17 protein-coding genes are annotated in these 16,236 nt (G+C 66.6%); 8 read left to right on the plus strand and 9 right to left on the minus strand.

Translation table 11 applies throughout. From position 1 onward, the window contains the following. Positions 1–65: 65 nt before the first annotated feature. The 4 genes from gtdA to AZL_RS20240 are packed head-to-tail and all read right to left on the minus strand — an operon-like array spanning position 66 to position 3,283. Positions 66–1,130: a gentisate 1,2-dioxygenase gene (gene gtdA, locus AZL_RS20225; protein WP_012976327.1), complete on the minus strand. Its 1,065-nt coding sequence runs from the start codon at positions 1,128–1,130 to the stop codon at positions 66–68. Positions 1,131–1,134: 4 nt separating this feature from the next. After that, entirely contained in the window at positions 1,135–1,473 is a 339-nt protein-coding gene (locus AZL_RS20230) for a non-heme iron oxygenase ferredoxin subunit (protein WP_012976328.1), read from the minus strand. 11 nt (positions 1,474–1,484) lie between these two features. After that, a complete protein-coding gene (locus AZL_RS20235; protein WP_148219505.1) occupies positions 1,485–2,003 on the minus strand; it encodes an aromatic-ring-hydroxylating dioxygenase subunit beta in 519 nt (172 codons plus the stop codon). Beyond that, positions 2,000–3,283: an aromatic ring-hydroxylating dioxygenase subunit alpha gene (locus tag AZL_RS20240; RefSeq protein WP_012976330.1), complete on the minus strand. Its 1,284-nt coding sequence runs from the start codon at positions 3,281–3,283 to the stop codon at positions 2,000–2,002. The genes AZL_RS20235 and AZL_RS20240 overlap by 4 nt, the downstream gene beginning before the upstream one ends. 176 nt (positions 3,284–3,459) lie before the next feature. Between AZL_RS20240 and AZL_RS20245 the strand changes: the two genes are divergently transcribed. Then, positions 3,460–4,740: an NAD(P)/FAD-dependent oxidoreductase gene (locus tag AZL_RS20245; protein ID WP_012976331.1), complete on the plus strand. Its 1,281-nt coding sequence runs from the start codon at positions 3,460–3,462 to the stop codon at positions 4,738–4,740. Here AZL_RS20245 and AZL_RS20250 read toward each other — a convergent pair. Continuing rightward, positions 4,700–5,467 carry an IclR family transcriptional regulator gene (locus tag AZL_RS20250; protein WP_012976332.1) on the minus strand — a complete coding sequence of 256 codons (768 nt, stop codon included), beginning with the start codon at positions 5,465–5,467 and terminating at the stop codon, positions 4,700–4,702. The genes AZL_RS20245 and AZL_RS20250 overlap by 41 nt on opposite strands. Before the next feature lie 148 nt (positions 5,468–5,615). Here AZL_RS20250 and maiA point away from each other — a divergent pair, with 148 nt between their 5' ends. Both maiA and AZL_RS20260 read left to right on the plus strand, forming a co-directional pair. Then, entirely contained in the window at positions 5,616–6,254 is a 639-nt protein-coding gene (maiA, locus tag AZL_RS20255; RefSeq protein WP_012976333.1) for a maleylacetoacetate isomerase, read from the plus strand. A 29-nt stretch (positions 6,255–6,283) separates the two neighbouring features. After that, the gene (locus AZL_RS20260; protein ID WP_042444341.1) at positions 6,284–6,982 is read left to right on the plus strand and encodes a fumarylacetoacetate hydrolase family protein; all 699 of its coding nucleotides are present in this window, start codon (positions 6,284–6,286) and stop codon (positions 6,980–6,982) included. A 247-nt stretch (positions 6,983–7,229) separates the two neighbouring features. Here AZL_RS20260 and AZL_RS20265 read toward each other — a convergent pair whose 3' ends face one another. Beyond that, on the minus strand, positions 7,230–7,580 hold the full coding sequence (locus tag AZL_RS20265) for a hypothetical protein (RefSeq protein ID WP_012976335.1): 351 nt from the start codon (positions 7,578–7,580) through the stop codon (positions 7,230–7,232). 406 nt (positions 7,581–7,986) lie between these two features. Between AZL_RS20265 and AZL_RS20270 the strand changes: the two genes are divergently transcribed. The 3 genes from AZL_RS20270 to AZL_RS20280 all read left to right on the plus strand — a co-directional run bounded on the left by AZL_RS20270 (position 7,987) and on the right by AZL_RS20280 (position 9,950). Further along, complete coding sequence (locus AZL_RS20270; protein WP_148219506.1) at positions 7,987–8,229, plus strand: multidrug effflux MFS transporter; 243 nt, start codon at positions 7,987–7,989, stop codon at positions 8,227–8,229. Further along, complete coding sequence (locus AZL_RS20275; protein ID WP_042444347.1) at positions 8,226–8,504, plus strand: hypothetical protein; 279 nt, start codon at positions 8,226–8,228, stop codon at positions 8,502–8,504. Before AZL_RS20270 ends, AZL_RS20275 begins: the two co-directional genes overlap by 4 nt. 105 nt (positions 8,505–8,609) lie before the next feature. Further along, positions 8,610–9,950 (plus strand): IS1380-like element ISAzs3 family transposase, encoded by a 1,341-nt coding sequence (locus AZL_RS20280; protein ID WP_012973088.1) that lies wholly within the window; start codon positions 8,610–8,612, stop codon positions 9,948–9,950. A gap of 167 nt (positions 9,951–10,117) precedes the next feature. Here the strand turns inward: AZL_RS20280 and AZL_RS20285 are convergent, their stop codons facing one another. The 3 genes from AZL_RS20285 to AZL_RS20295 all read right to left on the minus strand — a co-directional run bounded on the left by AZL_RS20285 (position 10,118) and on the right by AZL_RS20295 (position 13,635). After that, positions 10,118–11,779 carry a phospholipase D-like domain-containing protein gene (locus AZL_RS20285; protein ID WP_148219507.1) on the minus strand — a complete coding sequence of 554 codons (1,662 nt, stop codon included), beginning with the start codon at positions 11,777–11,779 and terminating at the stop codon, positions 10,118–10,120. Between the two features lie 362 nt (positions 11,780–12,141). Continuing rightward, positions 12,142–12,861: an IclR family transcriptional regulator gene (locus tag AZL_RS20290; RefSeq protein WP_012976337.1), complete on the minus strand. Its 720-nt coding sequence runs from the start codon at positions 12,859–12,861 to the stop codon at positions 12,142–12,144. A 93-nt stretch (positions 12,862–12,954) separates the two neighbouring features. Next, positions 12,955–13,635, minus strand: a complete 681-nt coding sequence (locus AZL_RS20295; protein ID WP_012976338.1) for an RraA family protein — start codon at positions 13,633–13,635, stop codon at positions 12,955–12,957. Positions 13,636–13,874: 239 nt separating this feature from the next. On the opposite strand from AZL_RS20295, the gene AZL_RS20300 reads away from it, so the two are divergent. Continuing rightward, positions 13,875–14,858: a hydroxyacid dehydrogenase gene (locus AZL_RS20300; RefSeq protein WP_012976339.1), complete on the plus strand. Its 984-nt coding sequence runs from the start codon at positions 13,875–13,877 to the stop codon at positions 14,856–14,858. Positions 14,859–14,897: 39 nt separating this feature from the next. After that, positions 14,898–16,235 carry an MFS transporter gene (locus AZL_RS20305; protein ID WP_012976340.1) on the plus strand — a complete coding sequence of 446 codons (1,338 nt, stop codon included), beginning with the start codon at positions 14,898–14,900 and terminating at the stop codon, positions 16,233–16,235. Position 16,236 lies beyond the last annotated feature (1 nt).

The following is a 16,236-nucleotide window of genomic DNA, read 5'->3' on the forward strand; positions in this document are numbered from 1 at the left end:
GCGGCTGTCTCGGGACCGCCGGCCGTTCGCCCTTTCGCTGAAGGGCTTGGCCGCGCCGTGACGGGTCAGGCGCGCAATTCGCGGTAGAGGCCCAGCTTCTCCTGGGCGGTGCGGTCGGAATAGCCGAACAGCACCAGATCGCCGCCGGCCTGGATCGTCACCTCGTGCCAGCTCGGCACGACGACGACATCACGCTCCGACAGGGTGAACTCCTTGTCCCCGATCCGGGCATGGCCGTGACCCTCGACCACGACGAGGACGGTGCCGTCGGTCGAGCGGCGCGGCCTGGTCTCGAACCCCTTCGGCAGCAGGCGGACATGGGCGGAGATGGTCGGCATCACCGCCCCGCCATCGGCCGGATTGATGAATTCCAGCGCGTGGCCGACCCACGGATCCGGCGTCTCCGCCGCCGCCAGCGCGTCGAGGCCGGCCCGCCATTGCGGGTACGGATAGTGGAACAGCGGCTGATGCGCCGGCCGGCGGTCGGCGGCGGTGCCGCGCATCGGCCGCATGTTGTGGCCGTAACGGGCGAGGCTGTCACCCGGACGCACCGTCTCGGGATGGGCGGGCTGGCCGAGATGCTCGGCGAAACTGGCGTCGAAATGGCGCACGGTCGGGATGTCCAGCCCGTCGAGCCAGATCATCGGCTTGTCGGTGGTATTGCCGTGGTCGTGCCACTGCCAGTTCGGCGTCAGGACGAGGTCGAAGGGAGCCATCACCGCCTTCTCGCCGTCCAGCGCGGTGTAGGCGCCGTGCCCCTCCATCACGAAGCGCAGCGCGCACTGGCTGTGACGATGGCAGGGCGCCACCTCGCCGGGCAGGATCAGTTGCAGCCCGGCATAGAGGCTGGTGGTGATGCCGGCGGTGCCGGGCGTTCCCGGATTCTCCAGGATCAGCACGCGACGCTCGGCCTTCTCCGCGCTGATCAGGTCGCCGGCCCGCATCAGATGGGCCCGCGCGCCGGCATAGTCCCATTTCGTCGCCAGCGCCGGCCCGCGCGGCGTCGGGGTGACCAGCGCGCCCAGCACCTCCCACAAGGGATAGAGATGCCGGGGTCGCATGTCCTCGTAGAGCTGACGCAACTGGCTGTCGGCATCGTTGCTCAGCAGGGTCTGGGTGTCGGGTGCCATGGCGTCACGCCTCCTCGATCTGGACGTGGAGAACGCCGTCCTCGACCTTCACCGGAAAGCTGCGGACCGGCACGGTGCAGGGGGCGCCGGCCGCGGCACCGGTGCGGACGTCGAACAGGCCCTGGTGCAGCGGACATTCGATCAGATGCCCGTCGAGATAGCCGTCCGACAGGAAGGCCTGGCCATGGGTGCAGACGTCGGAGGTGGCGAAATACTCCCCCTCCACGGCATAGAGCGCGATGCGCCGGCCGCCGGCCTGGGCGCGGGCGACGCCGTCCCGCTCGACGTCCGCCGCCGGGATGGTCTTGTACCAGAGGGCCGATTCAGAGTTCGTCACGGTCATGGGAATGCTCCTCAGGCCGGGTAGATCAGGCTGTTGGCGATCATCTCGGAATCGAAGACGACCACCCGTTCCACCAGACGCAGGCCGGCCAGAGGCGGGGGCCCATCGGCCTCGACCAGCCGATCATGGCAGACACCGCACAGCACGATGTTGGGCTGCTGGTCGATCAGGGTCTGGACCATCAGCAGGTTGTGGCGGGCGCGGATGCCGTCGGCGCCCTGGGTCACCCGCAGGGGACCGGGAAAGCGGCGGTAGTAGCGCGGGGCGTACATCTGGGTCTTCAGCAGGCCGGTGACGCGGTCCCGCAACATGCCGCGGCTTTCCGCCTGCATGGTGCAGAGCATGTAGCCGCGTTCATGGTTCTCGCGCGGGATGACGCGGTACAGGCACTCCTCGGTGAAGAAGTCCGGCCATTCCTCCAGGCGGACATCGTCGAGCGCCTCGTAATAGGCGTCGTAGAAATCGCGGACACGGGCGCGCAGCGCCGCGTCCACAGCCCTATCGGTGCGGTCCATCGTCAGCGCGCTCATAGCCCCATCACCTCGCGCCAGTAGCGGTACATGCCGCGGATCGCGGTTTCGGTGACCATGTGGTCGGTGGGTGCGATGCCGTGCCCGCCCATCGTCACCAGCGCCTCGGCGTCGGGCGAGGCGGTGAAACCCTGCTGGCACATCTCGATCACCTCGCCGTCGTCGGCCGACACGAAGCCGGCCGGGCCGAACAGGTTGGCCTGCCGGGTGCGGCGCAGCCTCATCTCCGGCGTGTCGTCGGCGTAGCACCAGTGGGTCCAGTGGAAATCAAAGCCGCCGGTCCCCGTCGGCACGATCTGGCGCGTGGTCAGCGAATTGACCTGCTGTTGCAGGATGACGCTGGGAAAGACGGTGATCATGCCGACCGTCTCATCGCCGGGGAACTCGGTCACCACGTCGAGGATGCGCGGATCGGCCAGCGTCAGGTCACCCTGGAAATTGCGCATGTCGGCGGTGACGTCGTTGACCTCCTGCGCCCCCTTGCGGCTGATCAGGATGCCGTGGCGGCCGGTCTCGTCGATGTCGACGGCGGATTTCTGGTCGGCGCGGAACAGGCCGAAGGTGACGAAGAAGACATGCAGCAGGCCCGCATGGTACGGGTCCTTGATGTTCTCCATCATCAGCTTCCAGTTGCCCGGAATGTGCTGACGGTTGTAGCCGAGCACCTCCAGCTTCCGGCCGTCATAGACGCGGGTGTAGTGCTTCCAGAATTTTTCGCCGAGATATTCGCGGAAGGGCGGCGTGTCGTCGGAGAAGGTCGCCCACACCACGCCATTGACCACCTCGACCCGCAGGCGGCGCAGCCCGTGCTTCGCCGGGTCGAAATCGGCCGGCATGCCACCCTGGCGCCGCACGCCGCGGCGGAAGGGAACGCCGATCAGCTCGCCGCGCAGGTCGTAGGCCCACTGGTGATAGGGACAGAGCAGGTCCTTGGTGCGGCCGGAGCGGCTTTGGCAGAACTTCACGCCGCGGTGGGCGCAGCGGTTCTCCACCACGCTGATCTCATCCTCGGCGCTGCGCACCACGATCACCGGCTTTTCGCCCAGCGTGGTGGTCTTGAAGTCGCCGACCGCCGGGATCTCGGCCTCCAGCCCGCAATAGAGCCAGTGCGGGCCATACCAGATCCGCTCCAGCTCCCGCCGGTAGGTCTCCTCGTCCGAATAGACCCAATAGGGAACCTGGGAGGCTCCATCGGCGGCCCAGCGCCGTCCGGCCTGCTTGGCTCCAGCCTCCTGCCGATCGGCGGCCGGGCGTTCGAGCTGTGTGGTGTCGGGGATCATCGCTCCTCCGCGCATCTCGTTGGCAATGCGTATTGCATATCGTGCGATGATTTGTATATTGCGCAATAAGGACGATGCGTCAAGCGCGAATGATCAGCGTTATTGACAGTTCGCCCGAACGAGGATCCCACCGCCCCCGGACGACGGGATCCCGCAGCAGGAAGGAGGACGCGGGCATGGATGCAGGCACGAATGCGGGCGTGGTCATCGTTGGCGCCGGACAGGCCGGAGGACGGGTGGCCCTGCTGCTCGCCCAGCGCGGCTATCACGGCCCGGTGACGCTGATCGGCGCGGAGCCCCTCCCCCCCTATGAGCGCCCGCCCCTGTCGAAGGAGATGCTGGCCGACCCGTCGCACCCGCTGCCGGTGCTGGCGCCGACCGAGGAGTACGAGCGGCTCGGCATCTCGCTGCGGCTGGGCTGCAGCGTCACCGCCATCGATCGCGGCCGCCGGCGGGTGACGATGGACGATGGTGGCACCCTGCCCTATGACCGGCTGGTGCTCGCCACCGGCGGACGGCCGCGACAGCTGCCGTTCGCGCTGCGATCCCTTCAGGTTTTGCGCAGCATCGGGGATGTGCGCGCCATCGCCGCGCGGGCGGAGACGGCTTCCAGCGTCCTTGTCGTCGGCGGCGGCGTCATCGGGCTGGAGGCCGCCGCCACCCTGCGCAAACGCGGACTGGCGGTGACGGTGGTGGAGGTCGGCTCACGCCTTCTCGGCCGCAACTTCCCGGAGCCGGTCGCCGCGGTGATCGCCGAACGCCATGCGGCGGAAGGGGTGGTGCTGCGGACCGGTGTCCGGATCCGCAAGGTCGAGGAGGATGCCGGCGGTCTGCACGCCACCCTGTCCGACGGCTCCACCGTCACCGCCGACTTCGCGGTCGTCGGCATCGGCATCACGCCCGACACGGTGCTGGCCCAGGATTGCGGGCTGGTGACCGACGATGGCGTGGTGGTGGATGCCGACATGCGCAGCTCCGATCCCGCCATCCTGGCGGTCGGCGACATGGCGGCGATTCCGGGTCCGGACGGGCGGCCGATGCGGTGCGAGACCTGGCAGAACGCCAACGTCACCGCCGAACGGGCGGTCGCCACCATCCTGGGCGAAGCCATTCCGGCGGGAGAGGCGAGCTGGTTCTGGACCGACCAGTATGACCTGAACGTGCAGTTGACCGGCAACACCATGGCCGGCGGACTGGACAACGGCCGGGTGGTGGAACAGCGAACGGCGGGCACCGGGGCGGGCGGCAAAGGACGGCTCTATCTGATGCTCGCGGGTGACCGGCTGGTCGGCGCCGCGGCGATCAACGCCGGCCGCGACATGAGCATTTGCCGCCGGCTGGTCACCGCCGGGGTCCGGCTGCCCGCCGCCCTGCTGGACTCCGCGCAGTTCGACGCGCGGGCCGCCCGCGCGCTGCTCACGCCGTCCGCGGCCAGCGCCCGCCCAGTCGATGCGTGATCTCGCGACAGGCGTCGAGCAGCTGGCCCCGCACCGCCGCGTCCTCGCCGGTCTTGAAGGCCTGCGAGGCGATGACCGACACCACCATCACCAGCTGGCCCTGGAGGTTGAAGACCGGCCCGGCGAAGGCGCGCAGCCCAGGCACGGTGGTGCCGTCGACACCGGCGACGAGATCGCGCCGCACCTGCTGGCGGATGGCGTCGATGTCGACGGGGCCGTCGGTGCGGTCGCGCACCAGTTCGCGCTGGAGCACGTCGGACACGAAGGTCTCGTTCTGGAAGGCGAGGAAGACCTTGCCGGTCGCCGACTGGGTCAGCGGCAGGCGCGAGCCGATGGTCAGCGTGGTGTAGATGGGCGGGGAGCCGGGATACCAGCGCACGATGGTCGGCCCGAGATCGGCCCAAACCGCCAGTTGCAGCGTGCGGCCGGTGGCTTCGACCAGGGACTGCGCGATCTGGCTGGCCTGTTCGAACACGTCGAGCCGCGCCATCGCCGCCAACCCGAGCCGCAGCGCTCCGCTGTGCAGATCGTAAAGGGAGGTCGCCTGATCCTGCCGCAGGAAGCCGGTGTTGACGAAGCTGGCGAGATAGCGATGGGCCTGGCTGACCGACATGTCGCTGGCCTTGGCGATCTCGGTCAGGCTGCTCGGCCGTCCCAACCGGACCAGGGCGTCGAGCACGCCCATGCCGATTTCCACCGATTGGATGCCTTTGCGCTTCGCCGTCATGCCACCCGTCCCGTCCGTCGCCCCGATCGCTATGCCCCGTGCCCGATCGGCCCGATCCCCGATCGACCGGAGGGGCCGCACCATAGCGCGGCGGCCGGTCACGGAACACCCATTCCGCAAAAGAACCGACTCTGAGGAGGACACCCGCGTGAAGGTCTATGATTACTTCCGGTCCTCGGCGGCCTACCGGCTGCGGATCGCCCTCAACCTGAAGGGGCTCACAGCCGAAAGGCACTTCATCCATCTGCGCCGCAAGGAGCAAAGCGCGCCCGGCTATCTCGCGGTCAATCCGATGGGGCTGCTGCCGGCGCTTGAGGTGGATGGCCGGACGCTGACCCAGTCGCTCGCCATCATCGAGTATCTGGACGAGACCCATCCGACCCCGGCGCTGCTTCCGCGCGATCCGCTGGACCGCGCCTGGGTGCGGTCGCTGGCGCTGGCCGTCGCCTGCGACATCCACCCCGTCAACAACCTGCGCATCCTCAATCACCTGCGTGACGCGCTGGGCCAGGACGAAGAAGCCCGCAACGGCTGGTACGCCCATTGGGTGGCGGAAGGCTTCCGCGGGCTGGAGACGATGCTGGCCGGCGACGACCGCGTCGGCGTCTTCTGCTTCGGCGACGAACCGACGCTGGCCGACATCTGCCTCGTCCCGCAGGTCTTCAACGCCGCCCGGATGAGCTGCCCGCTCGACGACTACCCCACCATCCGCCGCATCGCCGCGGCGGCGGGCGCCCTGCCCGCCTTCCAGGCCGCGGAGCCCGGCCGCCAGCCCGACGCCGAATGACCGCTTTCAACATCGGAGGAACCCCTGAGATGACCGACTACGTCTTCGCCCCCGCCGCCATCCCCGCCGCCCCGGTGCGCGGCACCGACGCCCGCTTCCCGATCAACCGCATCTTCTGCGTCGGCCGCAATTACGAGGCCCATGCCCGTGAGATGGGCGTGCAGGTCGACCGCGAGGCGCCCTTCTACTTCACCAAATCGCCCGGCACCTATGTCCCGACCGGCGCGACCGTCGCCTATCCGCCGGCGACCGGGAACTATCACTATGAAATGGAACTGGTCGTCGCCATCGGAAAGCCGGCCTTCCGCATCGCCAAGGAAGAGGCGCTCGACGTGGTCTACGGCTATGGCTGCGGCCTCGACATGACCCGGCGCGACTTGCAGCTGGCCGCCCGCGCCAAGCAGCGGCCCTGGGACATCGGCAAGGATTTCGAGGAGTCCGCCGTCCTGGCCGAGATCGTTCCGGTGGCGCAGTGCGGCCACCCGACCAGCGGCAGGCTGGAGCTGCGCGTCAATGGCGAGACGAAACAGTCCACCGACCTGACCCTGCTGATCTGGTCGATCCCGGAGCTGATCGCCCACCTCTCCACGCTGTATCACCTGCAACCCGGCGACCTGATCTATACCGGCACGCCGGAAGGTGTCGGCGCGGTCAAGGCCGGCGATCGGATCGAAGGCTCCATCGCCTCAGTCGGCACCATCGCGCTGACCATCGGCGATCCGGCCTGAGGCGGTTGCGGGACCGGAGCAGGAGCAAGACGCGATAAGAGCGCGTTGTCTACCAGCAAAGGGGCGGCCAGCCAGCCGCCCCTATTTTCACTTTCACATGCCGCCTGCCACGCCGCTGCTGGGGCAGCCAAGAGAACTGGCTGTTTGTCCGAATAGGCCCATCGGCCCGTCGTCAAGGTTTCCGGACATGACGGCGGGGCCATGCGAATTGCGCATCGGCGCCACATGAGCATCAGATGGGCGCCACTCAGCCTGGAACGGCTGGAATCTCGATGCGAAGATCTGGTTCATTGTGGACGAAGGTGAGAGTCAGCGACGCGTTGATCTCCCCCTGGGCGCGCGGTTTTGCGGTACCGGCCTGCTCCAATTCGGCAGGCGTGTCGGCATCCAATTTGATTCCCGCGGCGTTGCAGCGCTCTTTCAGCACTTCCAGCCCCTCGAACGGGATGGCGAAACGGATCGTCGCCATGATGTTCGAAAACAGGGTGTGATCGACTATCCACCCACCACCGGCGGAGATCGCATCGGAAACGGCGGCGATGGCGCGATGCCGTTCAATTGTTGTCATGCCCGACAGACACAGGGGTTTCCGTCTCATATCACTCTCGATCCTTATCCAGCCTCGAAAGGAGACCTTGCCTTCCCACCATCCCGCTCAATCCAAAAGGCGACAATGATTCCACAACAATCCCGATAATATAGGTATTCCATATAATTTTCAATGATATGTAGATAGTCCGGTCTTGAGGGACCTGCATCCGTTTTGCCGTTCAGGACCATCCCAGGGGCATCGATCAGCCGGACCCGACGCCTCGCCGACAACCGGAACGCTATCCGCGAGGCGTCAACCGGCGGAGCTATCCCACTTCGGAAACAGGCCGGCACGCGGGCATCGGCTGCCGGCCTCAATACCGCCATCCGCAACTGGAGGAAATCGCCGGCCCCGTCGGGCTTCTCAAGCTCAGTCCGGTCCTGGTCGGTGCCTTCCCCACCCTGACGTTGGGTTGCTTCTCGGCACCATCGGCGCGAGCTCCCTCTCAGGACGCATGCCGCGGCATCGGCTGGTCCTGCTCGGCGCGGTCATTGCCGTGCTGGGTGCGGTCATGATGGCACAGGTTCCGATCTCGGCGCCCTATATCCTGGGAGCGACGATCCTGTTCAACACCGGTTTGGGCTTGGTTCTTCCCGTGGTGACGGCCCAGGCGATGAGCGATTTCGGCGACCGCGCCGGGCGGCATCCTCGATGATCGGCATCGTGCAGCTTCTGGGCGGGGCTGCCGGCTCGCTGATCGCACCTTCGATCGGCGTGCCGGTGGAGCAGGCGGTACCCGCCGCAATGGTGGTTTGCGCCGGCATCGCCGTCCTGGCCAGCGTCCTGCTCAAGCCCCGCTGCACAGCGCTGGAGCAAGAAGGCCCGGCCGGTGCCGGTCCGGAGGGTGGGCGGGCGGGTATAGGGGCGGCTGGCATTGTCACGGGAACAGTTCCACTTGCCGCCTCAGTTGCCGTGACGAAGCCGGGCTAGCCGGGAAAATTCATGAGGGTTGGCGGGTGTAGCGGCATCCGTTGAGCGGCCGTAGGATTTGGGTGCTGACGCCAACTCCTGCCGTTTCCGGAGCGCCCACCCGCCATGGTTGATCATACCCTGCCGCTGCCCGGCCTGTCACCCGTTGCTGGAAAGCCGGTGATCGGGCGCTTTGATGGCGGCCGCCTGTCCTCCGATGGCGGGCTGCTGGTGCTGCGGGAGGTGGCGAAGCGGCTGCGGATTGCCGATCGGCTGGCCGCCTGTATTGAGGACCCGCGCGATCCAACGCGCACCGTGCATTCGCTGGCCGACATCATCGGCTTTCGCCTGCTGGCCATCGCGGCGGGCTACGAGGACGGCAACGACGCCGGCAGCCTACGCTCCGACCCGCTGTTCAAGATGGCCCTGGAACGCCTGCCGTCCGAGCGTGACCTTTGCTCGCAAGCCACCATCTCGCGCCTGGAGAACCTGCCGGATACCCGCGCACTGCTGCGCATGGGCCGAGCCATGGTCGATCTCTACTGCGCGTCCTTTCGCCAGGTGCCCAAGCGCATCGTGCTGGATGTAGACGACACCTTCGACACGGTGCATGGCGGTCAGCAGTTGCGCCTGTTCAACGCCCATTATGACGAGTACGGCTTCCAGCCCATCGTTGTCTTCGACGGCAACGGCCGCTTTGTCACCGCTGTGCTGCGCCCAGCCAAGCGGCCCAAGGGGACGGAGATCCGGACCTTCCTGCGTCGCCTGCTCCGCGCCATTCGGGCAAACTGGCCCAAGACCGAGATCCTGCTGCGCGCCGACGGCCATTACGCCTGCCCGGAGGTGCTGGACTGGTGCGAGGCGGAGGGGCTCGACTACGTGCTCGGTCTGCCGACCAGCAGCACACTGCGCCGTCACGTCACCACGCTGGAGGCCAGCACCGCGGCGCGCTTCCAGGCCATGCCCGGAGCCGACAAGGTGCGCCGCTTCAAGGAATTCTATGACGGGGCCAGCACCTGGAGCCGGGTCCGCCGCATCGTCGCGCGCGTCGAGGCAGGAGACCAGGGCACCGACAGCCGCTTCATCGTCACCAACCTACGCCACGGCACGGGTCGCTGGCTGTATGCCGGCCTGTATTGCGCGAGGGGACAGGCGGAAAATCATATAAAAGCCTGGAAATCCCACCTTGCCGCAGACCGGACCTCCTGCACCAAGGCGACGGCCAACCAGTTCCGCCTGTTCCTGCACGCCGGGGCGTACTGGCTGCTGTGGAGCCTGCGCTCGCTGATGCCGAAACGCTCCCGCTGGCGCACGGTGCAATTCGACACCTTGCGGCTGCGCTTGGTGAAGACCGCCGCGCGTATCGTGGAGATGAAGACGCAGATCAAGGTGCACCTGCCGACCAGCGCGCCTGATCAGGCGATCATCCACCTCGCCCTCGGCCGCATGCCCCGGCTCATCTGCTGAGCACCGGGGCAGCGTGCCCCAGCCGTCACCCAATCCCCTCCACCACCAACTCCGACACCGTCACGCCGCCGTCAGCGCGGCGGCCGACGACGCGCGCCCATACAGCCCAACGTTGATCATCTCAACGCGGCGACCAGACCGCTCGCCACCCTGGTGAATAAAGGCGGCTAGCTCATCCAGAAATCCAATTCCCTCGCACGGGAACCGCCAGGCTTCCAGCCGTCCAGCGGCTTATAGATCTGATCCGGATTGCCGCCTGCGGCCAGGAACGCGCGCCAGGAGTAGTGATCGTAGACAGTATTGATGTGCAAGGCGTAGGCCTGTGCGAGCTTTCTGTTGCCACGCACAATGACGAGGTTCTCGTCGTTCTTCTGTGAAGCGGCCGGAGAGAAGTTGTGCGATCCCGTCACAACCGCGCACTTGTCGGAAAACGGATCGACCACGATGACCTTCGAGTGGACGATGGCCATCAGGTGCTCCGAAAGCATTTCACGGACGTTGAATTCGGCTTCCGCCCAACTGGGGCGCCGCGCCTCGCTGATTTCGGCCGGAAGCACGACGTCGTGGTGGAACTCGTCCGGGGAGGCTCCGGACTTCACCACCTCACCGCCGACACGGACGATGTCCCCGCTTTCCGACGCCTGGATGCGTGACACGACGCCACGCAAATAGATCCGATTCTCGCGGGCCCGGTCCAGCAGGGCGCCGAGCAGCGGCGACTGGCCCGGCGTGAACATAAGGAAGAGCGCGCCGTGCTCCGCTCCACGGATCAGTTCGAGAACCGGTTGAAACTCCGCCTCGCCCTGCGTCGCAGCGAAGAAGAGGGCAATACCACCGTCCTTGGTCGGGAAACCGTTTGACGTCTTTAGGCTGGTTGGCATGGCGTCACCGGCGGCAACCAGCTTTTCCCACTGGTCGAGGTAGCGGGCGGCGATTGTCGGGCGATCCATGATCAGCACGTTGTTGAGCTGGGTGCAAAGTCCCGTGGTCGTCCAGTTCATGCTGCCGGTCAGCACGCGAAGCGCCCGTCCGGCCGGATCGCTCTCGATGACGAACTTGTTGTGTACGCTTGGGCTCGACCGCCCGGCATGCGACAGGTCGCGGTGGCGCACGTCGAGGCCGGCGTCGGCAAGCTCGCGCTCGACCCAGTCCTCCGTCGCGCCGCCGTTGCCGAGCAGGACATGTCCGCGGGCACCGAAAGGCTTCAAGCTTTCGACCAGTTCGCGGTCATTCATCTCATAGATGGCTATGTGGATCGTGCTGCCGCGGCGGTCGGCTTCGGCGATGAAGCTCAGGATCTCATGCCGCGCCTCGCCTGAGAGGTAGCGTCGCGCCGCGAAGCCCGGATTCGCGAGATCCGCCAGGAACCGGTGCAACGACTCCCTGCTCATGTCGCCCCTGACGAAGCGGCTGACGACTTGCGACATCAGGGTCCCACGGTTGAAGTAGGCGGCGAGCCCATCTCCGGCATCACCGGACATCATCACCGTCGCGCTCCAGTCCGAGGCTCCATCCTTGTCGAGCGAGAATCCTCCAGCGGCGGCACGCCGCACCGGAGTGACACGGTACGACATCCTCGAGGCAGCCGGCACGCCGTGGTCGATCCAGATGCAGCGCCGAATCGGGGAGAGGGCGGACGATACCCCGCCCGGTCGCACTGGCCCGGAGCCGGGTTGGGGCGGGATCCGATTGGCGAGCATCGCGACTTGGCCGGTTGCCTCGTCCCGTCGCTCGATCGCAAAGCCAGCCCAGTCGTCCGACCAGGGATCAGGCTTCCAGGCGAGCATTACGTCATCGGCGTTGGCACGAGCTTTGACCGCAATCGGCATGCCTGCCCTCCGGTTCACACGGACATCTCACAGCTGATCTGAGCGCACGGCGCTGAGTTCTTCTTCCTCGAATGTGGAATTCGCCAATGAACCGCTACCGGCCGTTCTGACGTCACGAAAGCCAAAGCCGACCATTCGGAACCGACAGAGTCCCCGCCCCTGACAAGCCTTTAAGGGCTCTGATCAACTCGCCCTCAGGCCGGTTCTCTGGAGCGGGTGATCGGTCCATGGTGCTACCGGCAAAGCGGTTGCGCAATAGATTATAGGTGATACGAAGAAACAAACACCAAGTGGACGCATTTTTATTTTTAATGCGCTGAACAAGGTGGCAGGGACATGCTGCTCAGGTCCGGAACCGGAGCTCAACCGCCGCAGGACTTTGTCAGCTCATCCCCGGCCGCTTTCAGGTCCGACCGGATTTTTCCGGCATAGTCCGCGGTCAGCCGGGTAACCGGCCCCGACAATGCGAGAGCTCCGAGAAGGCTGCCACCCGGGCCGAATACCGGCGTCGCCAGTGCCGCGGCATGAGGATCGGTGACGCCACAGGTATAGATCGGCACATCGATCTTCGGCGCGGCGCGACCGACGTCGAAATGGCGGAGCACCTGGGCGATCGCTGACTTGTCCATCGGGCGGAGGTCGCCGGGCTGCACATGCATGCGGATCGGGCTGGCGCTTTCGACGCGAAACAGGCAAAGCCGCTGTTCGCCGCGCCGTGTGTAGAAGGAGGCCGTCTCCCCGGTCGAGCGCGCCAGCCGCTCCAGCACCGGCGTCACATGGTCGGCCAGACCGAAGGCATGTTGATAGCAGGCGGCGAGCCGCATCACCTCGGCGTCGAGACGATAGCCGCCGTCGTCAACGCGCTTGATCAGCCCGAAGCTCTCCAGCGACAAGGCCATGCGCATGACCGTCGTCTTGACCAAGCCGGTGCGCTTGGTGAGTTCGGCCAGACTGACCACACCATCGCCACGCTGGAAGGCGGTCAACAGGGTCAAGGCACGCTCGACGGCTGAAACGCCCTGCAATCCGGACGGCGCCTCGGCCTTGGCGGACTTCTTGGTCTTGGTCTGATCGGTCGTCACATCCGGCTTCCTGAAGAGGCCGCCCGTCGGGCGGCCATTTCAGGACGATATACAGGCACCCGGCGCGAATTTCATCCGCCGGATCGCTTGTCGTCAGCCCATATACTCGACGCCCCGCTTCGCCAGTTCGACATCGACCCAGGAGCGATCGTTGCGCCCGGCCCGGATCGCGTCCATCTGGGCGGTTTCCGCATCATGCTTCTTCTTGGTCGCAGCGTAGATCGCCTCCGCATCGGCAAGCGCGACGCAGACCAAGCCATCATCGTCGCCAAGCATCAGGTCACCGGGCGTGATGATCATGCCGTCGATGGAAATCGGCACGTTGATCTCGCCGGGGCCGTCCTTGTAGGGGCCGCGATGGGTGACGCCCGCGGCGAAGATCGGGAAGCGGCCCTCCCGCAATGTCGCGGCGTCACGGATCGAACCGTTGATGACGATGCCGCCGACGCCGCGCTGCTCGGCATGCGCGACCATCAACTCGCCGATCAGCGCGTTGGTGAGATCGCCGCCGGCATCGACGACGATGACGTCGCCCGGCTCCGCCATGTCGATGGCCTTGTGCAGCATGAGATTGTCGCCGGGACGCGACTTCACGGTGATGGCCGGGCCGGCCAGCACGCCGCCGCCATGCATCGGGCGCAGCCGCGGTCCGGCCGCCGCCATGCGCGACATGCTGTCGCTGACATTGGCGACCGGGAGCTTGCGGAAGCGCTCCACGAGGTCTGGCGACGCCTTTTGCTTCGGGTTCGGATAGATGCGGAAACCGGCGGTCATCTGGGCGCTCCTGCCTGACTGGCGTTGATTCTCTGACGTTGGTTCTGCGGCCGGACCATCCGACGCACGGTTGACAATCCGAGCCGCCGATGCAATAGGTACCAAAAAATGAAACGCCGTTGCAATTTTAAAAAGCAACGGTTGGCGACACCACCGACCCGCCACGGCCCAGGCTGGCAGCGTGCACCGTCATGCTCCGGCACCGGCAGGCGCTTGCTTGAAATCAGAAAGGGACAGGCATGCCCTATACGATCCTGGTCACCGGCCCGGCGCTGACGCCGGAAGCCGCCGAAGTCGCTGAACGGCGCGGCGCGCGCCTCGTTTCCATCGGCGCCGCCTATGCGAGCCCCGAGGAGCTCGCCACGGTCGCCGCGAAGGAAGCGATCGACGGCATCATCGTGCGCCAGGGCAAGATCACGGAACAGGTGATCGCCGCGTCGCCCAAGCTCCGGGCGATCGCCAAGCATGGCGTCGGCTACGACAACATCGATGCGGAAGCCGCCGCCCGTCGCGGCATTCCGGTCCTGGTCGCGCGTGGCGCCAACTCGCAATCGGTGGCGGAGCTCGCCTTCGCGCTGATGTTCGGGGTCGCACGCCATCTCGCCCATCTTCACGAACGGATGAAGGCCGGCTTCTGGGACAAGGCCACGACGTCCGGCCTGCAGCTTCGCGGGCGCAGCCTCGGCATCGTCGGCTTCGGGGAGATCGGCCGCATTCTCGTCGGGCTGGTGCAGCCCCTGCATATGACCGTGCGCGTCTTCGACCCCTACATGCCCGCCGACATCCGGATCGAGGGGGCGGAGCGTGTGGCGAACCTGGACGAGCTGCTCGCCACCAGCGACGTCATCAGTCTGCACTGCCCGCTGACCCCGCAGACCCGCAACATGATCGGCCGCGAACAGATCGCCGCCATGCGGCCGGGCGGCATCCTGATCAACACGGCGCGCGGCGGCCTGATCGACGAGGCGGCGCTGTTCGAGGCCCTGCGCGACGGCCGGATCGGCGGCGCCGGTCTCGACACCTTCGCGGAGGAGCCGGTGAACCCGGCCAATCCGTTGCTGACGCTTCCCAACCTGATCGCCACCCCGCATGCCGGCGCCAGCACCCAGGCCGCGCGCGACGCGATGGGCCTCATCGCGCTCGACCACGTCATGAACGTGCTCGAAGGCAAGGGCGCCGATCCGCGCGCGATGGTCAACGCGCCGCAACTCCGCGTCGCCTGACCGACGCGCCATCCAAGACAACAGCTCCGGGAGGAACCAATGCCGCAAGCGAACGAAGCGCCCAACGCGCTTGAACAGAGGACCATGCGCCGGGTGGCGTGGCGCATCATGCCGTTCATGATGATCTGCTACCTGTTCGCGATCCTGGATCGCGGCAACGTCGGTATGGCGTCCTTGCAGATGGTCCAGGATCTCGGCATGTCGAAGGCGGTGTTCGGCTTCGGCGCCAGCCTGTTCTTCTTCTCCTACTTCCTGATGGAGGTGCCGAGCAACCTGGCCCTCCAGCGCTTCGGCGCGCGGCGCTGGATCGCCCGCATCATGGTCACCTGGGGTCTGGTTTCGGCCGGCATGGCGTTCGTCCAGGGGCAGAATTCCTTCTACGTCATGCGGTTCATTCTCGGCGCGGCAGAAGCCGGCTTCTTCCCCAGCGTTCTGCTCTACCTGACCTACTGGTTGCCGGCCGGCTATCGCGGCCGTCTGATCGCCCTGTTCGGCATCTCCATCCCGGCGGCGACCTTCATCGGCTCCCCGCTGGGTGGCATCCTGCTTGGTCTCGACGGCATGCTCGGCCTGCGCGGATGGCAGTGGTTGTTCCTGATGGAGGGCGTCCCCACCATCCTGCTCGGCGTCGTCTGCTTCTTCTTCCTGACCGACCGGCCCGAACAGGCGCATTGGCTGCGCGATGACGAGCGGTCCTGGCTGTGTGGTGAACTCGACCGCGAGAAGGCCGGCCGCCCGGCCGCAGCCCGGAAGACCGGCTGGGGGTCCTTCGCGGAACTGCTGCGCAACCCCACCGTCTGGGCGATGGCGCTCGCCTGCTCCGGCGCGTCGGCGGCGGGGTCGGTGCTCGGCGTCTGGCAGCCGCAGCTGCTGAAATCCTTTGGTCTGACGAATTTCGAGACCGGCCTGATCAATTCGGTTCCCTACGGCGTCGCTTGCGTGCTGATGGTGCTGTGGGGCCGCCATTCCGACCGGACGAAGGAGCGGCGCTGGCACACCGCGCTGACGCTGTTGCTGATCGCCACCGGCTTCCTGGGCGCCTTCGCCATCCAGTCTCTGATCGGTACCGTCGTCCTGCTCAGCATGGTGCTGGTCGGCGCCTATGCCTTCAAGGGACCGTTCTGGGCGTTGTCGTCGGGCTGGCTCGGCGCCGGGTCGGCCGCCGCCGGACTCGCCATGATCAACGCCGTGTCGAACCTGATCGGCGGCGGTCTGATGGTCAATGTCTACGGCGCCGTTCTGGAGTCGACCGGAAACTATGCGCTGGCGCTGCTGCCGGTCGCCCTGGTCGCCGTCACCGGCGCGGTGCTGGTTCTGGTGATCAGCCGTCAGAAGACCAACGCCACGGCGACCGCGGCCACCGCGAAGGAGGCCTGAA

Origin of the sequence: Azospirillum sp. B510 (assembly GCF_000010725.1) — a bacterium.
GTDB lineage: Bacteria > Pseudomonadota > Alphaproteobacteria > Azospirillales > Azospirillaceae > Azospirillum > Azospirillum lipoferum_B.

Coding starts and splice junctions, on each gene's coding strand:
- gtdA (WP_012976327.1), bottom strand. CDS start 1,130: ATGGCACCCGACACCCAGACCCTGCTGAGCAACGATGCCGACAGCCAG.
- AZL_RS20230 (WP_012976328.1), bottom strand. CDS start 1,473: ATGACCGTGACGAACTCTGAATCGGCCCTCTGGTACAAGACCATCCCG.
- AZL_RS20235 (WP_148219505.1), bottom strand. CDS start 2,003: ATGAGCGCGCTGACGATGGACCGCACCGATAGGGCTGTGGACGCGGCG.
- AZL_RS20240 (WP_012976330.1), bottom strand. CDS start 3,283: ATGATCCCCGACACCACACAGCTCGAACGCCCGGCCGCCGATCGGCAG.
- AZL_RS20245 (WP_012976331.1), top strand. CDS start 3,460: ATGGATGCAGGCACGAATGCGGGCGTGGTCATCGTTGGCGCCGGACAG.
- AZL_RS20250 (WP_012976332.1), bottom strand. CDS start 5,467: ATGACGGCGAAGCGCAAAGGCATCCAATCGGTGGAAATCGGCATGGGC.
- AZL_RS20260 (WP_042444341.1), top strand. CDS start 6,284: ATGACCGACTACGTCTTCGCCCCCGCCGCCATCCCCGCCGCCCCGGTG.
- AZL_RS20265 (WP_012976335.1), bottom strand. CDS start 7,580: ATGAGACGGAAACCCCTGTGTCTGTCGGGCATGACAACAATTGAACGG.
- AZL_RS20275 (WP_042444347.1), top strand. CDS start 8,226: ATGATCGGCATCGTGCAGCTTCTGGGCGGGGCTGCCGGCTCGCTGATC.
- AZL_RS20280 (WP_012973088.1), top strand. CDS start 8,610: ATGGTTGATCATACCCTGCCGCTGCCCGGCCTGTCACCCGTTGCTGGA.
- AZL_RS20285 (WP_148219507.1), bottom strand. CDS start 11,779: ATGCCGATTGCGGTCAAAGCTCGTGCCAACGCCGATGACGTAATGCTC.
- AZL_RS20295 (WP_012976338.1), bottom strand. CDS start 13,635: ATGACCGCCGGTTTCCGCATCTATCCGAACCCGAAGCAAAAGGCGTCG.
- AZL_RS20300 (WP_012976339.1), top strand. CDS start 13,875: ATGCCCTATACGATCCTGGTCACCGGCCCGGCGCTGACGCCGGAAGCC.
- AZL_RS20305 (WP_012976340.1), top strand. CDS start 14,898: ATGCCGCAAGCGAACGAAGCGCCCAACGCGCTTGAACAGAGGACCATG.